We start from the raw sequence: 19,760 nt of genomic DNA on the forward strand, positions 1-19,760 counted from the left end.
CACTCTTTACATGGTGAAAAAGCACACGAAAATATAGCCACAGTCTCATTACTGAGCTATTTGTTTAATACGTTGATTTTATAAAACCGTATCGTTCTAGGAGCTATTAGATGTTACGCAACCTAAAGCTGGGCCAGCAATTAACTGTTTCTTTTTCATCAGTCATGATCTTGATGCTAATTGTGGCAACGGTAGGCTATGTCGGGCTATCTAGCGGCTTCAATAGCTTTACAGAATATCGTGGTCTGGCGAGAAGCTCTAATGAAGCCAGTGAAGTGCAATCTGCACTTTTAAGCGCACGCCTTAGCGCACTGAAGTTTCTTAAAACACAAGACCCGACACAGATAGATAAAGTGAACGAAGAATTGGCGCGTATTAGTAGCGGTATTCAAACCACCCTCTCGCACGAATCCAATCCAGAACGCATTCGCGAGCTTGAAGAATCAGAGGTCTTGTTAAAACAATACGGCGATACGTTCGCGAGCGTCGTACAAGACTTTAAAGACAGAAATGTAGTGGTCAGTGAGGAGTTAGACCCCAGCGGCCTCAAAATGCGTAAGCTCATGACAACCTTGATTGAAGAGGCTTATCAAGCGGGTGATTCAGCAACATCATTCTACGCCTCGCAGGTGCAGGAAAAGTTACTATTGGGTAGGTTGTTTGCCTCAAAATTTCTGATCAGCAACTCCCAAAGCGATTTAAGTCGTTCGTTGAACGAACTCAATGCCGCGACTAAACCTCTCAACATATTAGAATCAAGTGCGAATACCCGTACTGAGAAAGAACTCGTCGAACGGTTTAGTGATGCTCACCTCACGTATATTTCAGCGCTTCAGAAAACCGCTGAAATCATCAAAACACGCAACGAAAGGATCGCTGGAACCCTCGATGTGATTGGACCTCAAGTCACCACCAATCTTGGGGATTTCAAACAGTCCATCAGAGCGTCACAAGATACCTTAGGGCCGTTGGCACAAACTCAAAGTGAATCTGCTGTTAAAGCCGTCATCGTCGTCTCCCTTGTTGCCATTTTTGTTGGTATTACCCTTGCTTTGCTGGTCACCAAAGCCATTCGTTCACCGATTGGCGGAGAGCCTAAAACTATCGAGAAAATGGCACGAAAAATCGCACAAGGGGATCTCACGCAAAACTTCAATTCTGATAAAAAGCCGACAGGTATTTATGCCGCTATGGGCGACATGAACACCAACCTTAAAGACATTATGTCCCAACTCAATGATTCGGTCACGACACTGAGCAACGCTTCCGGCACGCTGGTCACTGTGACAGACGAGACAGCCACGAACTCCGAATCACAAGCTGAACAATTGGGCCAAACAGCCGTCGCGATGAATCAGTTAACCAGCACCGTCGACAATATTTCGCAAAATGCGCAGCAAGCGTCGGACATTGCGAATGAAGCAGACCACCATGCTCGTGAAGGGCAAGTCGTGTTAGATCAAACACGCACAAGTATTGACTCACTTGTCACCAACATTAGTAACGTGAGCAATATTATTCAGAACCTAGAAAATGAAACGAAAAACGTAGGCAGCATTCTTGATGTTATTCGTGGGATTGCCGAGCAAACTAACCTATTAGCGCTCAATGCCGCCATCGAGGCCGCACGTGCTGGTGAACAAGGCCGTGGTTTTGCCGTTGTCGCTGACGAGGTTCGCAGTCTTGCAAGTCGCACTCAGCAGAGCACCGAAGAGATTCAAGAACTGATTCATAGACTTCAAAATGAATCTAAGCGCTCTGTCGAATCCATGCAAATCAGCATGGATGAAGCTGAACAAACTTCGAGTAAAGCCGATAAAACGCGAGAAGCGTTAGAAGCCATTACACATTCTGTTGCCACCATTCGCGACATGAACAGTCAGATAGCCGTTGCCGCCGAAGAGCAAAACACCGTGGTAAATAACATTAACCAAACGGTTGAATCGCTTAACAGCTTGGGTAAAAGCACCGCTGTGGGTGCAGAAACACTGTCAAACGAGGCGAAAGGCCTGACCCGTATCACCGCCAATGTGAGTGAAATCGTCCGAAAATTCTCGCTATAAAACCCACAGATCCTGCAATTGAAAAACGCGCTCATGTGAGCGCGTTTTTTATGATTTTTTAGTCAACTCTAGGTGGATAAGATACAGCCGCGCATCAAATTCCAACTGATGATAATCAGGCTCCATATGGCAGCAAAGCTGATAAAACGCTTTGTTGTGTTCTTTCTCTTTTAAATGTGCCAATTCGTGAACCACCAGCATCCACAAAAAAGGCTCTGGCGCTTCTTTAAACATAGAAGCGATACGAATTTCATTTTTGGCTTTTAGCTTGCTGCCATGAACGCGCGACACAAAACTATGCAGCCCCAGTGCGTTATTTACCACATGGATTTTTCCGTCATACGCCACTTTGCTGATAGGTGAGGACTTTTTGAGGTATTGATTTTTAAACCCCATCACATAGTCATACAGCGCTTTTTCAGTGGTGATCGCATGCTTGCCCGGGTAACGCTGAGTAAGCCACGCACCAAGCTTACCACTTTCTACAAGGCGCTCAATTTGGGAGACCAAATGCTCGGGATAACCGTTTAAATAACGAAGAGATGGATTCATTGCCGTTTCATGCTGCGCTAATCAAGAACGCTATGCTACCAGTATTCTCACTCAAACCCCTAGCGCTGCAACGAAACGGGCTGTGCGCCGAGCCGTTCAATGGCTTGATGATTCATTGAGTCCGCGTTAATGGCTGAGTGCGGTTAGCGGTGTTTTTGCGTCGAGCCACGAAGCACGGGCTCGCACGGCAGGGTAATGGATTGCGGCGGTAGATTTGGGTTAGAGATGTGTTCAAACAGCACATCCATGGTTGATTGGATCATCTCTTCATTCGGCTGTCGAATCGTCGACAAGTTATAAGAGCGACTCTTAGCGAGGCGAATATCATCCACCCCCAGCACACCGACGTCTTGCGGTATCTTCAACGCCAGCTCATAGCGCAGCGCATCCATACCGCCACAGGCCATAATATCATCGGCATAGAACAAGGCATCCGGTCGTTCCGAGTTTTTGAACACCCGCAGTGTCGCATCGTATCCAGCGTCGTAACTAAATTCGCCACCTTCCACCACCTGCCATTGGTTACACCCACGCTCCATTAAGCGGCTAATAAAGCCTCGCTGACGATCGACGGTCGCAGAGGTACCAATAGGGCCAGCAACAAACGCAGGTCTCATATAGCCCGCATCGAGTAACATATCCGCCGCCATTCTTCCTGCCAACACATTATCGCAGCTGACGACTGTAACGCTGTTGTCACTGGAATCACGGCCAAATATCACCACAGGTGTATCTTGGGATCGACACGCATCCACGAGTTGCTGAGGCAAAGACGCCGACGTGATGATCAAGCCGTCTACGTTGTATTCCATGACGAGCTCTACCGCTTCTTGAATATCCATATCACTGTTCACGTTAATCAACAGACTATGGCAATCTCGTTTTTGAATTTCAGACGTGAAACGAGAAAGGATCGGCAAATAAAAGGGGTTATTGAAATCTGTCATTAATATACCGACAAGGCTTGAGCGCGATTTGATGCCACGTGCCATTCGGTTAGGTTTGTAGTTTAATGCCGCCGCCGCTTTAAATACTTTTTCACGCAAGGGTCGTGAAATACTGGCTTCGGGGTTGAACGCACGAGATACCGCAGAGACAGATACACCGGCTGCTTCCGCCACTTCCACGACGGTAACTCTACGCTTTTTCACCGCTGGTGAGTTCGTTGTTAGCTGTGTCGGTTTATCCATTGTCATACGCTACCCTGCTTTCTGTCTTATTCGTCATCAGACCGCTCCTAGACATCATAATGAAATTGTTTTCATCTGGACACAGGAACGTACTGCAATTGCGCGCAGCTTATCTCGGTTGCTATAAACACATCACTTGGAAATGAAAATTTTTCTGGTGTATTGAAGCAGCGAAAAGGCGCAGAGCGATACTGAGCCTCTTCACTGTTCAGCTTTTTAGCAATTCAAAGATAGGTGTTCAGGCGATCTGAACTCGCATCTTAATATTACTCCGGTATCACGATTAGCGATATTCGCCAGCCAGTTTTTCTACCAATTCAACGTTTTCTTTGGTCACAAAACCTGGGCCAGAGTTGATGTTGTTAGACGGCGCGACACCGTAACGATTAAACAGGGTCAACACCATTACTGGCAAGTAGCCTTGAAGGAACGGTTGTTGATCAATGCCCCACTGGATATTGCCATCTTTGATGCCTTGTGCAATTTCGCCACTTAGATCAAACGTACCGAAGTAGATGTTGCCTAATTGACGGTTTTTCTTCAGCGCGCGAATAGTTGGGTGAGCAGATGTTGGACCCAGTGTTAAAACTGCTTCTGTTTCTGGGTTTGCACGCAAGTACGCCATCACTTTCTTCTCGATGCCCGTTGGATCCTGACCTGAGTCAATCATCTGGCTACCCAACTCAACACCCAATGCATCAGCAAAGCCCTGGCAACGTTCAACCGATGCAGGGTTAGTGATGTAGTGGTTGACACAAACAAAGTTTTTAACGCCGTCAGCTTTGGCACGTTTACCTGCACCATAGCCTGCATCGTATTCTGGTTGACCCACGTGAAGGATTGCGCCCAAGTCTTCACTTTCTTGTGCCGTACCTGAGTTCATGGTTACGACAGGAATACCTTTCTTACGCGCTTTCTCCAATGGGCCTTTCAGCACCTCGTAATCGGCAATAGTGGTAATAATCCCTTGTGGGTTTGACGCCACGGCTTGCTCAATGATCCGTGCCATGTCAGCCAAATCACCCGTAGGCGGATTACGATACTCCACTTCAACGTTGAGCTGGTCGCCCGCTTCGTTAATGGCATTTTTAATGGTGTTCCACCAAGAATCCGAGTCCGGTGCGTGACTAATCAACACAAAGCGTTCGCCATCGGCTAGCGCAGTGCTGGGAAGCAATGCTGCAAACGACGCAGCCATTGCTAACACAAGGACGGACGCTCTCTTTGCTACAGATTTAAGTAGGGTATTCATCCGGTGTTCTCCAATTTGCTTATTGTTGTATCCGTCGGGTAAGGCAATACTCACCCCTTAGGTTACTGCTAAGGTTTGGGCAACAACTGCCCTATGACATTACGTTTTTCTCCACCAAAGCCTAATTCGCAGGCGCAGTATCTGCGCGCTGGAATTCGGCTAATTCTGCTTCAAGCGTTTCCAACTCTTGCCCGCCAGACATCATTTCCAATATCTGTTCGCGGGTGACATCTTTCTTCATCCATGTTCCCAAACTCTTGCCGCGATTAAGCAAGGTAAAGCGATCTGCAATTGGGAAAGCATGGTGCACGTTGTGCGTGATCAAAATAACGGCGAGCCCTTTACCTCGAGCACGAGCCACAACTTTGAGTACATTGGCCGATTGCTTCACACCCAAAGCCGCTGTCGGCTCATCAAGGATCAGCACTTTAGCGCCAAAGTGAATCGCTCTCGCGATGGCCAGACATTGGCGTTCACCGCCTGACATCGTGCCAATTGGATGCTCGGGGTCTCGAACGTCGATTCCCATGTCTTTCATACCGGCGGTGGCAATTTCGTTGGCACGTTTGGTATCAAATACCTTAATCGGGCCCCAGTTTTTGGTGATTTCACGTCCCATGAAAAAGTTACGAGTAACACTCATCAAAGGAACCAACGCCAAATCCTGATACACGGTAGCGATACCTGCGTCGAGCGCATCACGCGGTGATTTAAATGCCGTAGGTTGGCCATTCATTAAAAACTCACCTTCAGAGGGCTTGTGCACCCCTGCTAGAGTTTTAATCAAGGTTGACTTACCTGCACCGTTATCCCCGAGCAAGCAATGCACCTCCCCCATTTTTACTTCCATATCGATATCTTTAAGTGCAATCACTGACCCGAAGTAGCGGCTTACCTTCTTCAGTTCTAGGATATATTCCGACATTTTTCTTCTCCTAAATTCCGTATCTGGATAACCACGACTAGCGAGCGCTGGTCACTTTCTTACGAATGAAGTTGTTAAAGAGCACAGCAATGAGCAGCATTACGCCAAGGAATACACGGAACCAATCTGAATCAACACCCGTGAAGAAAATACCCATCTGCACCACACCGAAAATCAACGCTCCAAAGAAAGCACCAATGACCGAGCCATAACCGCCTGTCAGCAAGGCACCGCCGATAACCGCGGCGATAATCGCTTCAAACTCTTTAAGCAAACCACGGTCAGCCGCCGCAGAACCAAACTCCAACACCTGACAAGCCGCGAACACGGTGGCGCAAAATGCGGTAAACATGAAAAGCATAATTTTGACTTTATCGGTTGGTACGCCAACGTTCTTGGCAGCATTGGCATCACCGCCAGAAGCAAAAATCCAGTTACCAAAACGAGTACGCAGCAACACGAAAGAACACACTGCTGTCAAAAGGAACCACCAAACGACAACCATTGGGATACCTGCGACAATAGGCGAGCCATCAGAGTAGGTTTCAATCCAACCCATTCTTGCCAGCCAGTTAAAGAATTCGGTTCCGATTTGCCCGCCAAATATCGCGCCCAACCAATCGCCTTCCGCAAGATTACCGACACCTGAAATAATGGTTTTATTGGTAAGTGCAATAGACAGTGCAATCGTCAAGCCACGCAGAATGAAAAGGAATGCGAGGGAAACAATGAAGGAAGGTAATCCCGTTTTAACGACGATATACCCGTTGAGGAAACCAACCGCCATGGCGCATGCAAATGCGAATAGAATCGCCGCCCATACAGGCCACGCCCAATAAACGGCGGGAATGGCGATCATCATGCCTGCAAAACCAATCATGGAACCGATAGAGAGATCGAATTCACCTGCAATCATGAGCAAGCAAGCGCCTACCGCGATAATACCCAACTGCGCTGAAACCGTGGTCCAGTTAAGCACACCGTCTGCATTGAACATGCCTGAGTCCCAGGCAACGAGCGCAAAAAATACAAATACTAAAATGGCACCTGATACCGAACCAAGCTCTGGTCTCGATAGTAATCGCTTGACGGAAGAAACTTTTCTGACACGCTCGTCATTGTCTCCAGCCGACTGTTTTTCTGTCCCTGATGCGGTTTCTTTTACCGACATACTCGCCTCCTAATTCCTTGCGTCTAATCTGGGCGCTGGCCCGAATCCGAATGACTGTTCAACTGTTGTCTCAGTTGCTCAGTGAAGAACCGTCTTTTCAATAAAAGCGCGGCTTTGCTCTGCGTCTGTCTTCGCATCGCTTTTGGCGGTAGGGTCAGTGTCTTGTTCCACGGTCACCCAACCTTTGAAATCAATATCAATCAACGTTTGTCGAACGTCTGAGAAATCCACGCATCCCTGCCCGAGTGGACAAAAAATGTTGTTGCCAATCGCCGTGTAGAAATCGGTACCTGTTGCCACAGATGCTGCCAACACATCTGCATTGATGTCTTTAAAATGTAGATACTTAACGCGGTCTTTGTAGGTTCTTAATACATCGCTAGGATCCATGCCTGCATAAACACAGTGCCCGGTATCCACACACAAAGACATCAGGTCTGCCGGAAGGTCTCTCATTGCTCTATCCAGCTCATCGCGATATTCGATATAAGTGCCCGCATGCGCATGCAATGTGGGTGTGACATTGTATTGCGCACAAATTTCACCCACGCCGCGCAGGGTTTCCATCATCGCATCCCACTGTTCATCATTGAGTCGTGTGGCTGTTTTGGCTTGACCCGCTTCATCTGTTCGTGGAGATGAAACATGGTCAATCACGACCAAAAACTCAGCGCCTTGCTCATTGAGGATTTGGCATGTGGTATGGGTTTTCTCGAAAATGGCCTCTCGCTCTTCCGCTTTGTGAAGGTGTACAAACAAGGTGCCCGCAACCAATCCCAGCGTTCGAGCGGTTAAGGCTGAACGCAACGCTTGAGGATCTGTCGGTAAATACCCGAGAGGTCCCAACTCTGTTGCGCCATACCCAGCGCCCGCAATTTCATCTAACACTGTTTGCCATAAGGGATTGGCTGGGTTGTCAGCAAATTCAATTCCCCACGAACACGGTGCATTGGCAATTTTCAGTTCCAAGGCAAAGCCTCCTACTCATTAAAGTCCATGCGTCTTTAACATCTGGCCTTAGCGACCCATGAAAAGCTCAAACATTTAAACTATCGTTAACACTTAATAAACAATTATGGTAATGATTTCACTTTGTCAACGAAATGGCCGTCTCAAAATTGCGCATTAAACGCCCAGTCACTCTATTTGAATAAAAAGTGTGCGCCACCTCTGATTATTTTCACTTTGCCATTTGAAAACATTTTCATTACATGACTACTATTTCATCAGAGCACGGAATTTGACTTTTTAGTGGGAGAAACATGGATGGGAACAATAAGACTCACAACGGCACAAGCACTTGTCCGTTATCTGGCAGCACAACAGATTGAAAATGAAGGCAAAGTAGAATCATTATTTGGATGCGCTTTTGCCATTTTCGGTCATGGGAACGTCACTTGTCTTGGTCAGCAACTATTTGAAAATCAGTCAGTATTCCCAACCTGGCGAGGACAAAATGAGCAATCAATGGCGTTAGCTGCAACGGCATATGCACGCGCTCATCAGCGCCGCAGAATTGGCATTGCAACCTCATCTGTTGGCCCTGGTGCGACCAACATGATCACGGCTGCAGGCGTTGCACATACCAACCGATTACCATTGCTATTGCTAGCCGGTGATACGTTCCAATCTCGCTTGCCCGACCCCGTATTGCAACAAGCCGAGCACTTTTCCAATCCCTCGCTGACGGTGAATGACGCCTTCAAGGCCGTTACTCGTTTTTGGGATCGAATCAACAGCCCATCTCAACTCACCGTCGCACTGCCTCAAGCCATTGCCACCATGCTTGATCCAGCCGATTGCGGCCCAGCGATGATTGCTTTGCCACAAGATGTTCAAGGACAAGCATGGGATTTCCCAGAAAGTTTCTTTGAGCCAAAAGTGCACCGCATTCGTCGCCCTCAGCCAGAAGCCATTGATTTAGCACTGGCGGCTGACGCCATCAAAGCATCAAAACGTCCGCTGATTATTGCTGGCGGCGGCGTGGTTTATTCTGGTGCGCGTGAGGCACTGACCCAATTTGCCGAAAAGCATCAAATCCCAGTGGTTGAAACCATCGCGGGTCGCACGCTGCTTGACGACAAGCATCCACTTAACTGCGGCCCCGTCGGCGCAACAGGATCAAACAGCGCCAACCACCTGTGTTACGAGGCTGATTTGGTACTCGCCATTGGCACGCGCTTACAAGATTTCACCACTGGATCATGGACCTTGTTCCGCGATCCAGACATGAAACTTATCAGCATTAATGCAGGTCGATTTGATGCCAACAAGCACATGGCACAATCCGTGATTGCGGATGCCAAAGCCGCCATCGTTCCGTTAAGCGAGCAACTTGACACGTGGACAACCGAGAGCGGTTGGGTCGACAAAGCCAAAGCAGAAAAAGCGGCGTGGAATGACATCGTCAATGCCCGAACGGCAGCGACAGACACTGAACTGCCGTCCTATGCGCAAGTGATCGGTAAAGTGAATGCGCTGACGCAAGAAGGCGATCGCGTGATCACTGCCGCTGGTGGCCTACCGGCTGAAATCAACATGAACTGGCAAACCCGTCACCCTTATTCACTCGACGTTGAATTTGGTTTTTCTTGCATGGGCTATGAAATCGCAGCGGGCTGGGGTAACAAAATCGCCAGACCTGAGCATGAATCTATCGTCATGGTGGGCGATGGCTCTTACCTGATGATGAATTCCGACATCTACAGTTCTGTCCTCACCGGACACAAGATGATTGTGTTTGTGTGTGACAACGGTGGTTTTGCCGTTATTCGCAAGCTTCAAACCAACACGGGCAACGTCGCGTTCAATAACCAGTTAGAAGATTGCACCACTGAGCGTAACTATGACCTGCCGCGCGTTGACTTTGTCAGCCATGCACGCGGACTAGGCGCAAATGCAGAGAAACTGACCAATCTCAATGAACTAGAAGCCGCGTATGCGCGGGCCAAAGCATCGGATCGCACTTATGTCATCGTCGTCGATATTGACGACACAGTTTGGTCATCGTGTGAAGCATGGTGGGAAGTTGGCCTTCCTGAAGTGACCGACAATGAAAATATTATCAAAGCACGCGACCAGTGGGAGCAAGGACGTCAGCACCAACGACGTGGCGTGTAGTCGCTATCGGTCAAACAAAAAGAATAACAACGCGAGCAATGCGTCTAAAGATCAAGGAGAAAGCGCATCATGTTTAATGAAGAAATGCATTTGGATTCACCTATCCGTTGGGGAATGGTTGGCGGTGGTCGAGGCAGTGAAATCGGCTACTCTCACCGCGCTGCTGCGCAACGTGACCGTTTGTTTACCTTTGTCGCGGGTGCGCTGGACTTAGACCCTGAGCGCGGACGCGAATTTGGCGCTAATCTCGGCCTAGACCCTGACCGTTGCTATCCGGATTACAAAACCTTATTTGCTGAAGAAGCAAAACGTGAAGACGGTATTCAGGCAGTATCGATTGCGACGCCAAACTCAACCCACTATGAAATTGCAAAAGCTGCGCTTGAAGCGGGCTTGCACGTTGTGTGTGAAAAGCCAGTCACCATTCATGTTGAAGATGCCCTCAAGCTAAAAGCATTGGCGGAGAAGCAAAACAAAATGGTTGCCGTCATGTATGGCTACACGGGCTTCCCTATGGTTCAACAAGCCAAAGAAATGGTTCGCCGTGGCGACATTGGCGCCGTGCGTGTGGTGCAAATGTCGTTTGCCCACGGCTTCCATAATCTCGAAGTAGAAAAAGACAATCCAGGTGCCAAATGGCGCATGAACCCTGAAGTGTCCGGCCCCAGTTTCATTATTGGTGATTGCGGTACACACCCTTTCTACTTGGCAAGCCTGATCACAGGTTTGAAAGTGAAATCTCTATTGTGTTCGCGCCAGAGCTTTATTGAATCTCGCGCACCACTGGAAGATAACGCCCACGTCATGTTCAACTTTGAAGGTGGCGCAGTGGGGACATTGTGGGCGAGCGCCATCAACTCAGGTTCTATGCACCAACAAAAAGTCCGCGTTGTCGGCGAGAAAGCCAGTTTGGAGTGGTGGGATGAATACCCTAACCAACTGAGATATGAAGTGCAGGGAGAGCCAGTACGCATTCTAGAACGTGGTATGGGCTATCTTTACAATGATGACCCTGGTGTCTCATGCAACCGTCAGGGTGGCGGTCACGCTGAAGGATTTTTTGAATCTTGGGCCAATCTCTATCACCGTTATGCTCTCGCGATTGATGCGTTCGAACGCGGCGATACTGCCTTCTTGGAAACCCATTGGTATCCCGACATTAACGGCGGTATTGACGGTGTGAAGATGGTCAATGCCTGCGTCAAATCAGCCGATAATGGCGCAGTGTGGGTAGACTATGACTGATTCTCACATTCACCTCTCTGGCTGGGAACAAAGCGACACGCGCCCGCTCGATGTCATCTGCCTTGGGCGTGCTGGGGTTGATTTCTATGGCAATACGGACGGCGCGGATTTCTGCGCTGAGTCCAGCTTCAAAAAAAGTGTCGGGGGTTCACCCGCCAATGTCGCCATTGGCTTAGCCACTTTAGGTGCAAAAGCGGGCTTCATCGGATGTGTTTCTGACGATGCGCAGGGCCGCTATGTGCGCCATTACATGCAGGAAAAAGGCATCGACCTCTCGGGTGTGAAAACCTTGAGCGGCGAATACCGCACGAGTCTGGCGGTGGCTGAGTTGCGCCCTGAACCTGAAGTGGTGATTTATCGCAACAATGCGGCGGATCTAGCGTTAAACGCGAAAGACATCAGTTCCGAGTATCTCGCTTCATCACGTTGTCTGTTTGTTTCAGGCACCGCGCTGTCCACCAACCCTTCGCGTTTAGCGACCCTTTCTGCCATGCAAACCGCACAGCTCTCAGGCACCTTAGTGGTGCTAGATTTGGACTATCGCGCTTATTCATGGGCATCCCCAGAAGATCCGCCTCATTTCTATCGCCTCGCGGCTTCATTGAGCGATGTGGTCATTGGTAATCGCGAAGAATTCGAGGTCATGGGCATCCCGCATGACCATGAAGAAAGTCACATCAACGCGGCCTCCGAGCTATTAAGCGGCGGCACAGCGTTAGTGGTCATCAAAGCCGGTGCTGAGGGCTGTGATCTGTTTGGTTTGGATGGCAATGGCAACTTGCTCAAACGCTCGCAAGCCATTTTCAACGTGCAAGCGCGCAAACCCTATGGCGCAGGAGACGCCTTTGCTGCGGCGTTACTTTATGCCTTGTTGTATCAGCACAACCTCAAAGACGCCGTCGCAATGGGCGCTGCAAACGCTGCCATCAATGTCACAGGAGACACTTGCGCTGACGCGATGTCCAAATTACCTGCATTGATCGCGTTTATGGAAAGCCGTGGACACACATTTTCAGCGTTGCCAGAAGTGACAGTGCAACGTTAAGAAACGATTAAGGAGTAGATCATGGGAAAACATATCCCGCCGTTTGATAACAAAAATGCGCCCGTTGTTGACGTCAATGACGACACCACCCCCCTTTGCTATTTCAACCCCGTTCGTCTTAAACAAGGCGAAAGCCATCGCTACAAACTAGATGACTATGAATCCGCAGTGGTACTCGCAGGAGGTACCTGCGACATTACTGTCGATGGCGAAACGTTTAGCGGCATCGGCAAGCGCGCGTCTGTTTGGGATGGCGACCCCGCGGCGGTATACGCGCCAGTGGGTAGCGATGTCACCGTGACATGCGTATCCAACGAAGCCGATGTGATGATTGCAGGTGGACGCTACGAGCAAGAAGCAGGGCACGCGCTTTCTGCCTTCGCCGTTCAACCCGAAGAGACGGACAAAATTCAGTACGGCAGTGACGACACCAAGACCCACCGCAAAATTAAACATATCTTCGGCCAGAAAAATGCCGACAAACGCGGTCGTATGCTGGTCAGCGAATTGTTTACCGTGGGTGCTGGCGGGTGGTCAGGTTTTCCACCGCACAAGCACGATGAAGATCGTGCGCCGCAAGAAACCCGTTACGAAGAGGTCTATCAATTTAGGTTTAACCCTGACTTCGGCTTTGGTGCTCAGTTTCTTTACGAACATGAAGATGATTGCGGACCGGTTTATCACGTTCGCACTGGCAGCGTGATTGCCATCGACAAGGGCTACCACCCTTCTGTCGCCGCGCCGGGTTACGAAATGTATTACTTCACCATCATCGTGGGTGAAACGAGTAAATCATTGGTACAGCATTTTGACCCCCATCATGAGTATCAAGTGCACACGATCCCCGGCATCAAAGACATGGTTGCTAAATTTAAGTAGCCGTAATCTGAAAAGGACGAACCGATGCTAGTAAACCTTAACGACTTGCTCCCGAGCGCCGCTGTATCTGATGGCGCAGTGGCATGTTGCAATGTATTTGGTCTTGAAGAAGCCAAATCCATTATTGCTGCCGCTGAATCCATTTCATTGCCCGTTATTCTGGCCGTCAACAAGGACATGGTGGACTTGGTGGGCGTCGAAGCCATGGGCGGCATGTTGGTGCCAATGGCAAAAGCCAGTTCCGTGCCTGTCTGTGTTCATTTAGACCATTGTTATGAAGAAGCCATTGTTTATCGTGCCATTCATTCAGGCTTTAGTTCTGTGATGTTTGATGGATCACAACTGCCGCTTGAAGAAAACATCCGCCGAACACGCCAAGTCGTGGATGTTGCCCACGCGGTTGGTGTCACCGTTGAAGGAGAGCTAGGTTCTGTCCCCTATGAAGAAGGTCGCGACCACATTATATCTATGGCGACGCTCCCAGAAGAAGCCACTCGATATACGGCAGAAAGCGGCATTGATGCGCTTGCAGTGTCTGTCGGCAATGTCCATCGGAAAACCGAAGCAAATAGCCCAATCGATTTCGACTTGCTGAAGAAAATTGAAATGGCCACCACTCTGCCTTTAGTCATTCATGGCACAACGGGTATTGCTGAGGCTGACCTTCTCACGCTTAAACAACAACGAGTGGCGAAATTCAACGTCGGTACCACCCTTCGTATGGCATTTGGTCAAGCTATTCGCGAGTCCATGCAGCAAGAGCTTGACAAATATGACCGTCAGTATTTCGCAGGAAAAGCCATGCCAGCGCTGCAGAACGAAGCAGCCAGAGTGATCGCATTATTGGCTTCCTCTCGCCAGCCACTACTCAAATAACAAACGCTATCGATAAACCATCGCGGTGATACCCATTCAAAAGGACGTAAGAATGAGCAAGGCATATCAGAAGTTGGGAAGAAAGTTGAGATTAGGCGTGATTGGCGGTGGGCCGGATTCATTTATCGGCTCCATTCACCGATCAGCCGCCACCATGCATGAAGAATTTGAAGTTGTCGCTGGGGTATTTTCATCCAATCCTGAACGCTCCTTGCTCGCGGGCAAAGAAATGGGTATCGCTCGCCCTTATGCCGATCCCGACGCTTTATTCGCGGGTGAAGCAAATGCAGATGATCCCATTGATGCACTGGCGATCATGACGCCCAATAACAGCCACTATGACCTTTCTTGTCGTGCGCTGGATGCTGGTTTCAACGTATTTTGTGAAAAGCCACTGACCATGACCGAAGAAGAATCTGCGGATTTGGTCAAGCGAGTCAATGCGGCTGGAAAGCGCTACTGCGTGGCCTATGGTTACAGTGGCTACGCGATGGTAAGACAAGCCAGAGACCTTGTCGCGCAAGGTGTTATTGGTAACATCACCATGGTGCAAAGTAACTATGTGCAGGGGCATCTTGCCACGCTAACCGAATCGGAGCTGTCGGGTGCGAACTGGCACATGAAACCGGACCTCGCAGGCCCATCGTTGATCCTTGGCGATATTGCGACCCACAGTTATCACCTCGCCAGTTATGTGATGGGCATGGAGGCGGCCTCTTTAAGTGCCGACGTCACCGCTTTGGTTGATGGACGTGATGCCGATGACTACTGCGGAATTTTGCTGCGTTATCCCAACAAGGCGCGTGGCGTGTTTTGGGTCACCCAAGCTGCCGCCGGTGGCGTACATGGTCTGAATCTCACCCTTTACGGCACCAAAGGCGGCCTGGAGTGGCATCAAGAACAGCCAAACGAATTGCTCGTTCGCCCTATCGACAAGCCCGCTTATATTCTCACTAAAGGTGGAATAGGACTGACTGGCGCAGGCTCGCGCGTGTCTCATGTGGCGATTGGTCACCCTGAAGGCTACCGAGAAGCGTTTGCCAACCTGTACTACGATTTCGCTTCCAATATCGTGGATGATTTACGTAACGAGACCCCCGATCCGTTGAGCCTCTGGAACCCAACCGTTGAGGAAGGCGCACAAGGTATGGCTTTTGTTTACGCCGCCGTCCGCTCTCGTGATAACGACGGCAAGTGGGAACCCGTAAAAGATCTCACCTAACCTTCTTAGTTTATCGATTTACATGCTTGCGAGCAGGTAGCCCGTCGTCGGTCTGCTCGCCTTTTTCTCCTCACCTTGCTGCCTATTCATTCCGTTATCTCTTTCCTCTCCCGCTCTCACTTGCGCTTTTCCTCACTGTGATCCTCAAAAGAATTAATATTCAGGCTTATAACTCAGACAACCTCATCGTCGCCACCAGACTATATTAACAAGCAATAGTGAATGCTCAGGAGGAGCAATGTCAGACAAAAAAATCGCACTATTTGGTTGGCACCCAGATGTGGTGAACTACGAAAAATGGCCAGGAATGAGCGCAGAAAAGCTTCGCGCCATGCTTGAAGGTGACAGAGATAAGCTTGTTGCCCTTGGATACGCGGTTACATTGCACTATATCCGAGATGGTGAAACCGCCTATGACGCTGCAACAGAGGCACTTCAAGGTCAACCCTATGATTGCGTGCTGATCGGCGCAGGCGTGCGTCGTGATGACGACCATTTTCTTGTGTTTGAAAAACTGGTTAACGCGGTACACAAAGCCGCACCGCAAGCGACCATTTGCTTCAACACCAATCCCAGCGACACGGCCGATGCAATTAAGCGTTGGACCTAATAAACATTAAAGGCGACCAAGGTCGCCTTTAATGTTTAGCATTTAGACATTCGAATCACTGTCACGGAGGACACCCGATGATCCAAGCTGCCACAACGGGCTTCAACCCAGACTATGCAGAAGACGGCCCGACGATCGAAGAGGTTCAAGCCTTGCAAGGTATTGCCATTATCGAGTTTGGCGCACCTTGGTGTGGATACTGCCAAGCGGCAGAGCCTGCGGTGAAGGAAGCCTTAGCTGGGCTTTCAATTCCACACATTAAAGTTTATGACGGCAAGGGAAAACGACTGGGGCGATCCTTTAACGTTAAGCTGTGGCCTACGTTGATACTGCTTAACGACGGTGTCGACATTGAGCGCGTCGTGCGCCCCATTCACCCCGATGAAATCGGAGATTTACTCACCGACGTTGATACCTAACTCGCGTTTAGGCGGTTGGCGACCCATCACCTATTTCGCAAACAATTGACCATCAATGTCTTTGAACGATTTAAATTCCAACGCATTGCCGGTCGGATCGAGAAAAAACATGGTGGCTTGTTCGCCCGGTTGACCAACAAAACGAATATAAGGTTCGATGACAAACTCAACCCCTTTTTCTTTTAACCTGTCAGCCAGTAATTGCCAATCTTCCATCTCAAGCACAACACCAATGTGTGGAACCGGAACGGCTTTGGCATCGACAGCATTGTGATGCAGATTTAGCGTATTGTTTTCGCCTATATTGGGGTCGCAATGAATGACAAGTTGATGCCCATAGAGGTTGAAATCAACCCACTCGTCACTGCTTCGCCCTTCCCCACAATTCAACACATCAGCATAAAATCGGCGTGACTCTTCTAGATTTCTTACCGGAATCGCGACGTGAAAAGGTGTCAATGTCATGGGCTCTCTCCCTAGAGGCTTAGTTTCGTGATTGAGTATCCTGATTGAATTTGCTGACTAAATCATAGTTTGCCCGTCACTAAAGGTTGAATGATTTATAAGAATGGTACGTTGGCATGCCACGGCATTGACGATAAAACTGTGTTTGTCTCAGTTATAAATAAACATAACAACACGTCACTATTTCAATTTCTCCCGAACAATGATGTGATGGATTAACAGCGAATCTCACGCTCAGAAAATATAACAAGGATGGAACAAAATGACGGTTGAAACCTGGCTCGCGTTTCTCTCTATTGCCTTCCTCGCAGCCCTTTCTCCAGGCCCTGCTATCTTATTGGTGATGACGCATTCGCTGCGTTCTGGGCTAGGAAAAGCCTTGTTCACTGTCGCTGGTAATATTACTGGTTTGTTTATCATGTCGTCATTTTCAGTGCTGGGCTTGAGCGCACTCGTTCTCAGTTCTGCCACCGCGTTTATGGTCATCAAACTGCTGGGCGCCTGCTACTTGGTTTACCTTGGCATCAAAGTTTGGCGAAATGGCATCGAGATTTCACTCTCCGATGCGCCTGACACAAACAAGACACGCAGCTATTATCTCCAAGGCGTGTTGGTTGCATTAACGAACCCTAAAGCTATCGTGTTTACCACGGCACTCTTTCCGCAGTTCATTGAAATAAGCCAGCCTTTGATCCCACAGTTTTCAATTTTGGTGGTGACCTTGATGTGTTGTTCAATCACCTGTTTATCTGGCTACGGATATTGGGGAGTAAAAGCCTTAAAACGATCGAAAAGCCTTACCACATCTAAGTGGTTACCGAGAACATTTGGAGGCACTTTCATCGGCATTGGCGCGATGCTCGCGCTGACAGCACAGCGTTAATGCGTGAGAAGATTTGACGATAAGTATTGGATGTTATGTGTTAACTGATCAATAGACCAAATTGCAGTAACACCAGCACAAACAACATCACCGATAACCCTTTCCAAAATCGGAGCGGGTTTTTCTCCAACAAAGACCGCGATTGGTTAGCCTTTTCCAATTTGCGGTTTGGCTTCAACAGATCTTGCTCAAACTCAGACAGCACCTGATAACGAGCCGCAGGGATCGGATTACACGCTTTTTTTAACGCGGCATCAAACCAATCAGGAATATCAGGCCGGTATACTGTCGCTGGCACATAGTCGTTCTGCTGCGCCGCACGAGGGTTTGCCGCATTAACAGGCTTGTATGGCAAATGTCCAGTGAGCAGTTCATAAATCGTCATTCCAAGCGAGAACACATCAGACGCTAATGTCGCATTCTGTCCTTTGATATATTCCGGCGCTGCGTAATTTAGATCGCCGACTGGATAGCCTTCTTCGATGTTCTCACCCAATTCGTTTAACCCATCAGCCTGCGCGGTGCCGTAATCAATTAGCGTCACATTCATGTCTTTGTCGACCATGAGGTTATCTGGCTTGATATCACGATGCACCACCGACATTCTCTGCAACACACGCATGGCACGAATTGCTCCTTTCGCCAAAGTGCGCACCTGAGACAACGTGGGTGATGGGAAATCTACCATCCACTCTCGAAACGTCATGCCATCAAGGTATTGGCAAACATGGTAGAGAAACGGTGAGTGTTGAGATGGCGGATGGATTTTCATCACACCGGGTTGCTTGATTTGCTCACCAATCCATCCTTCTCGGATAAATCCAGCGAGATAAACCGCATCATCGGCAAAGTTTTGCGACGGCATTTTCAACACGTACCGTTTACCATCCAGATCACTGCGTGCCAGATAAATGTGGCTTCGACTGCCGCTGTAAAGTACACGGACAACCTCATAGTGATCGATCTTCACTCCTTCACGCAAAACAGGCGGAATGACGCGTTCCGACAATTCTCTTATTGCTTCATCAAATGTCGCGGAAGGCAAAGCATCAATGGTCAGTACTAAGCAGGTAACGTTGTCATCACTGCCTGCTGCCAGCGCATCTGAGACTAAATTTTCCGCGACTAACTGAAGATCACTATCTTCCTCGATACCCTCTAAGCGATCAGCGATCTGCTTATCAGACAGCACATCATGCAGGCCATCACTCGACATCATCACAATATCGCCCCGCTCAACCGCTACTGACCGATAATCGACGTTGAGATGGCTATCGATGCCTAACGCGCGGGTCAAATGATGTTGTGTCTTTCCCGTGTAATGGCGATGATCTTGTGTCAGAGGAGTAAGCGTGTGATGACGAAACAGATAGGCGCGACAATCTCCCACATGAAAAACATGGGCAGTGTTAGATTTCACCACAACGCCGCAAAATGCGGCAACCATGGCACTGGAGGATGTTCCAGCTTGTTGAGCATGATGATATAACCAATGGTTGAGCGATTTGAGCACCTTGCTCGCAGAGGCTTTTGCCGTCCATGTCACCGGCGTGCCGAGGTAATCATCAATAAATTCCGTCACGCTCATTTCGCTGGCTTTTTGGCTGATATCGCTACAACTCACGCCATCTGCAATCGCAGCAACCACACCTTTATGTTTAAGCTCACTGAGTTTGTTAGGGATGCTAACTGCAAAGGCATCTTGATTAGGTACTTTGATGCCCGCGACTGAACAACCACCCGCGCGAACCACAAGCTGGGAAGCAGGCTGACCCTGCTTCCCTGCGTGTAAAATGGCAGCACTGCAATCCGCTGCCGTTGAATAACTTTCTGGTTTCATCGC

General features: G+C 49.0%; 18 protein-coding genes. 10 read left to right on the forward strand and 8 right to left on the reverse strand.

The features are described from left to right. The first annotated feature begins 110 nt into the window (after window positions 1-110). The gene (locus AC3CIC_RS09900; RefSeq protein ID WP_488514496.1) at window positions 111-2,063 is read left to right on the forward strand and encodes a HAMP domain-containing methyl-accepting chemotaxis protein; all 1,953 of its coding nucleotides are present in this window, start codon (window positions 111-113) and stop codon (window positions 2,061-2,063) included. Between the two features lie 48 nt (window positions 2,064-2,111). Here AC3CIC_RS09900 and AC3CIC_RS09905 read toward each other — a convergent pair whose 3' ends face one another. The 6 genes from AC3CIC_RS09905 to AC3CIC_RS09930 form a co-directional block, all read right to left on the reverse strand. Then, complete coding sequence (locus AC3CIC_RS09905; RefSeq protein ID WP_488514497.1) at window positions 2,112-2,615, reverse strand: YgjP-like metallopeptidase domain-containing protein; 504 nt, start codon at window positions 2,613-2,615, stop codon at window positions 2,112-2,114. 143 nt (window positions 2,616-2,758) lie between these two features. Continuing rightward, window positions 2,759-3,805 carry a LacI family DNA-binding transcriptional regulator gene (locus AC3CIC_RS09910; RefSeq protein WP_017004124.1) on the reverse strand — a complete coding sequence of 349 codons (1,047 nt, stop codon included), beginning with the start codon at window positions 3,803-3,805 and terminating at the stop codon, window positions 2,759-2,761. A gap of 283 nt (window positions 3,806-4,088) precedes the next feature. Continuing rightward, complete coding sequence (locus tag AC3CIC_RS09915; RefSeq protein WP_241819189.1) at window positions 4,089-5,057, reverse strand: sugar ABC transporter substrate-binding protein; 969 nt, start codon at window positions 5,055-5,057, stop codon at window positions 4,089-4,091. 121 nt (window positions 5,058-5,178) lie between these two features. Beyond that, complete coding sequence (locus tag AC3CIC_RS09920) at window positions 5,179-5,982, reverse strand: ATP-binding cassette domain-containing protein (protein ID WP_017004126.1); 804 nt, start codon at window positions 5,980-5,982, stop codon at window positions 5,179-5,181. Window positions 5,983-6,019: 37 nt separating this feature from the next. Continuing rightward, a complete protein-coding gene (locus AC3CIC_RS09925; RefSeq protein ID WP_488514498.1) occupies window positions 6,020-7,153 on the reverse strand; it encodes an ABC transporter permease in 1,134 nt (377 codons plus the stop codon). Between the two features lie 78 nt (window positions 7,154-7,231). Beyond that, entirely contained in the window at window positions 7,232-8,122 is an 891-nt protein-coding gene (locus AC3CIC_RS09930; protein WP_017007425.1) for a TIM barrel protein, read from the reverse strand. Window positions 8,123-8,419: 297 nt separating this feature from the next. Here AC3CIC_RS09930 and iolD point away from each other — a divergent pair, with 297 nt between their 5' ends. From iolD to AC3CIC_RS09970, 8 genes are all read left to right on the forward strand, one after another. After that, complete coding sequence (gene iolD / locus AC3CIC_RS09935) at window positions 8,420-10,273, forward strand: 3D-(3,5/4)-trihydroxycyclohexane-1,2-dione acylhydrolase (decyclizing) (protein ID WP_488514499.1); 1,854 nt, start codon at window positions 8,420-8,422, stop codon at window positions 10,271-10,273. A 69-nt stretch (window positions 10,274-10,342) separates the two neighbouring features. Continuing rightward, on the forward strand, window positions 10,343-11,518 hold the full coding sequence (locus tag AC3CIC_RS09940; protein ID WP_488514500.1) for a Gfo/Idh/MocA family protein: 1,176 nt from the start codon (window positions 10,343-10,345) through the stop codon (window positions 11,516-11,518). Continuing rightward, on the forward strand, window positions 11,511-12,563 hold the full coding sequence (iolC, locus tag AC3CIC_RS09945) for a 5-dehydro-2-deoxygluconokinase (RefSeq protein WP_016961342.1): 1,053 nt from the start codon (window positions 11,511-11,513) through the stop codon (window positions 12,561-12,563). Before AC3CIC_RS09940 ends, iolC begins: the two co-directional genes overlap by 8 nt. Before the next feature lie 21 nt (window positions 12,564-12,584). After that, entirely contained in the window at window positions 12,585-13,442 is an 858-nt protein-coding gene (locus tag AC3CIC_RS09950) for a 5-deoxy-glucuronate isomerase (protein ID WP_488514501.1), read from the forward strand. Window positions 13,443-13,466: 24 nt separating this feature from the next. After that, the gene (locus tag AC3CIC_RS09955) at window positions 13,467-14,318 is read left to right on the forward strand and encodes a class II fructose-bisphosphate aldolase (RefSeq protein ID WP_488514502.1); all 852 of its coding nucleotides are present in this window, start codon (window positions 13,467-13,469) and stop codon (window positions 14,316-14,318) included. A 52-nt stretch (window positions 14,319-14,370) separates the two neighbouring features. Further along, on the forward strand, window positions 14,371-15,540 hold the full coding sequence (locus AC3CIC_RS09960) for a Gfo/Idh/MocA family protein (RefSeq protein WP_017007385.1): 1,170 nt from the start codon (window positions 14,371-14,373) through the stop codon (window positions 15,538-15,540). Between the two features lie 238 nt (window positions 15,541-15,778). Continuing rightward, window positions 15,779-16,150 (forward strand): hypothetical protein, encoded by a 372-nt coding sequence (locus AC3CIC_RS09965; protein WP_016961337.1) that lies wholly within the window; start codon window positions 15,779-15,781, stop codon window positions 16,148-16,150. Between the two features lie 77 nt (window positions 16,151-16,227). Then, window positions 16,228-16,569, forward strand: a complete 342-nt coding sequence (locus tag AC3CIC_RS09970; protein WP_017007387.1) for a thioredoxin family protein — start codon at window positions 16,228-16,230, stop codon at window positions 16,567-16,569. A 30-nt stretch (window positions 16,570-16,599) separates the two neighbouring features. Here AC3CIC_RS09970 and AC3CIC_RS09975 read toward each other — a convergent pair whose 3' ends face one another. Next, on the reverse strand, window positions 16,600-17,034 hold the full coding sequence (locus tag AC3CIC_RS09975) for a VOC family protein (RefSeq protein WP_371733178.1): 435 nt from the start codon (window positions 17,032-17,034) through the stop codon (window positions 16,600-16,602). A gap of 262 nt (window positions 17,035-17,296) precedes the next feature. Here AC3CIC_RS09975 and AC3CIC_RS09980 point away from each other — a divergent pair, with 262 nt between their 5' ends. Next, complete coding sequence (locus AC3CIC_RS09980; RefSeq protein WP_016961334.1) at window positions 17,297-17,917, forward strand: LysE family translocator; 621 nt, start codon at window positions 17,297-17,299, stop codon at window positions 17,915-17,917. A 40-nt stretch (window positions 17,918-17,957) separates the two neighbouring features. On the opposite strand, the gene AC3CIC_RS09985 is transcribed toward AC3CIC_RS09980, so the two are convergent. Further along, window positions 17,958-19,757 carry a bifunctional protein-serine/threonine kinase/phosphatase gene (locus AC3CIC_RS09985; RefSeq protein WP_488514503.1) on the reverse strand — a complete coding sequence of 600 codons (1,800 nt, stop codon included), beginning with the start codon at window positions 19,755-19,757 and terminating at the stop codon, window positions 17,958-17,960. Between the last annotated feature and the right edge of the window lie 3 nt (window positions 19,758-19,760).

The organism is Enterovibrio sp. QJM3NY_24 (assembly GCF_057786035.1).

Excerpts from the sequence above, each read along its gene's own strand:
- AC3CIC_RS09900 (WP_488514496.1), top strand. The coding sequence starts at position 111 with ATGTTACGCAACCTAAAGCTGGGCCAGCAATTAACTGTTTCTTTTTCA.
- AC3CIC_RS09905 (WP_488514497.1), bottom strand. The coding sequence starts at position 2,615 with ATGAATCCATCTCTTCGTTATTTAAACGGTTATCCCGAGCATTTGGTC.
- AC3CIC_RS09910 (WP_017004124.1), bottom strand. The coding sequence starts at position 3,805 with ATGGATAAACCGACACAGCTAACAACGAACTCACCAGCGGTGAAAAAG.
- AC3CIC_RS09915 (WP_241819189.1), bottom strand. The coding sequence starts at position 5,057 with ATGAATACCCTACTTAAATCTGTAGCAAAGAGAGCGTCCGTCCTTGTG.
- AC3CIC_RS09920 (WP_017004126.1), bottom strand. The coding sequence starts at position 5,982 with ATGTCGGAATATATCCTAGAACTGAAGAAGGTAAGCCGCTACTTCGGG.
- AC3CIC_RS09925 (WP_488514498.1), bottom strand. The coding sequence starts at position 7,153 with ATGTCGGTAAAAGAAACCGCATCAGGGACAGAAAAACAGTCGGCTGGA.
- iolD (WP_488514499.1), top strand. The coding sequence starts at position 8,420 with ATGGGAACAATAAGACTCACAACGGCACAAGCACTTGTCCGTTATCTG.
- AC3CIC_RS09940 (WP_488514500.1), top strand. The coding sequence starts at position 10,343 with ATGTTTAATGAAGAAATGCATTTGGATTCACCTATCCGTTGGGGAATG.
- iolC (WP_016961342.1), top strand. The coding sequence starts at position 11,511 with ATGACTGATTCTCACATTCACCTCTCTGGCTGGGAACAAAGCGACACG.
- AC3CIC_RS09950 (WP_488514501.1), top strand. The coding sequence starts at position 12,585 with ATGGGAAAACATATCCCGCCGTTTGATAACAAAAATGCGCCCGTTGTT.
- AC3CIC_RS09955 (WP_488514502.1), top strand. The coding sequence starts at position 13,467 with ATGCTAGTAAACCTTAACGACTTGCTCCCGAGCGCCGCTGTATCTGAT.
- AC3CIC_RS09960 (WP_017007385.1), top strand. The coding sequence starts at position 14,371 with ATGAGCAAGGCATATCAGAAGTTGGGAAGAAAGTTGAGATTAGGCGTG.
- AC3CIC_RS09965 (WP_016961337.1), top strand. The coding sequence starts at position 15,779 with ATGTCAGACAAAAAAATCGCACTATTTGGTTGGCACCCAGATGTGGTG.
- AC3CIC_RS09970 (WP_017007387.1), top strand. The coding sequence starts at position 16,228 with ATGATCCAAGCTGCCACAACGGGCTTCAACCCAGACTATGCAGAAGAC.
- AC3CIC_RS09975 (WP_371733178.1), bottom strand. The coding sequence starts at position 17,034 with ATGACATTGACACCTTTTCACGTCGCGATTCCGGTAAGAAATCTAGAA.
- AC3CIC_RS09980 (WP_016961334.1), top strand. The coding sequence starts at position 17,297 with ATGACGGTTGAAACCTGGCTCGCGTTTCTCTCTATTGCCTTCCTCGCA.
- AC3CIC_RS09985 (WP_488514503.1), bottom strand. The coding sequence starts at position 19,757 with ATGAAACCAGAAAGTTATTCAACGGCAGCGGATTGCAGTGCTGCCATT.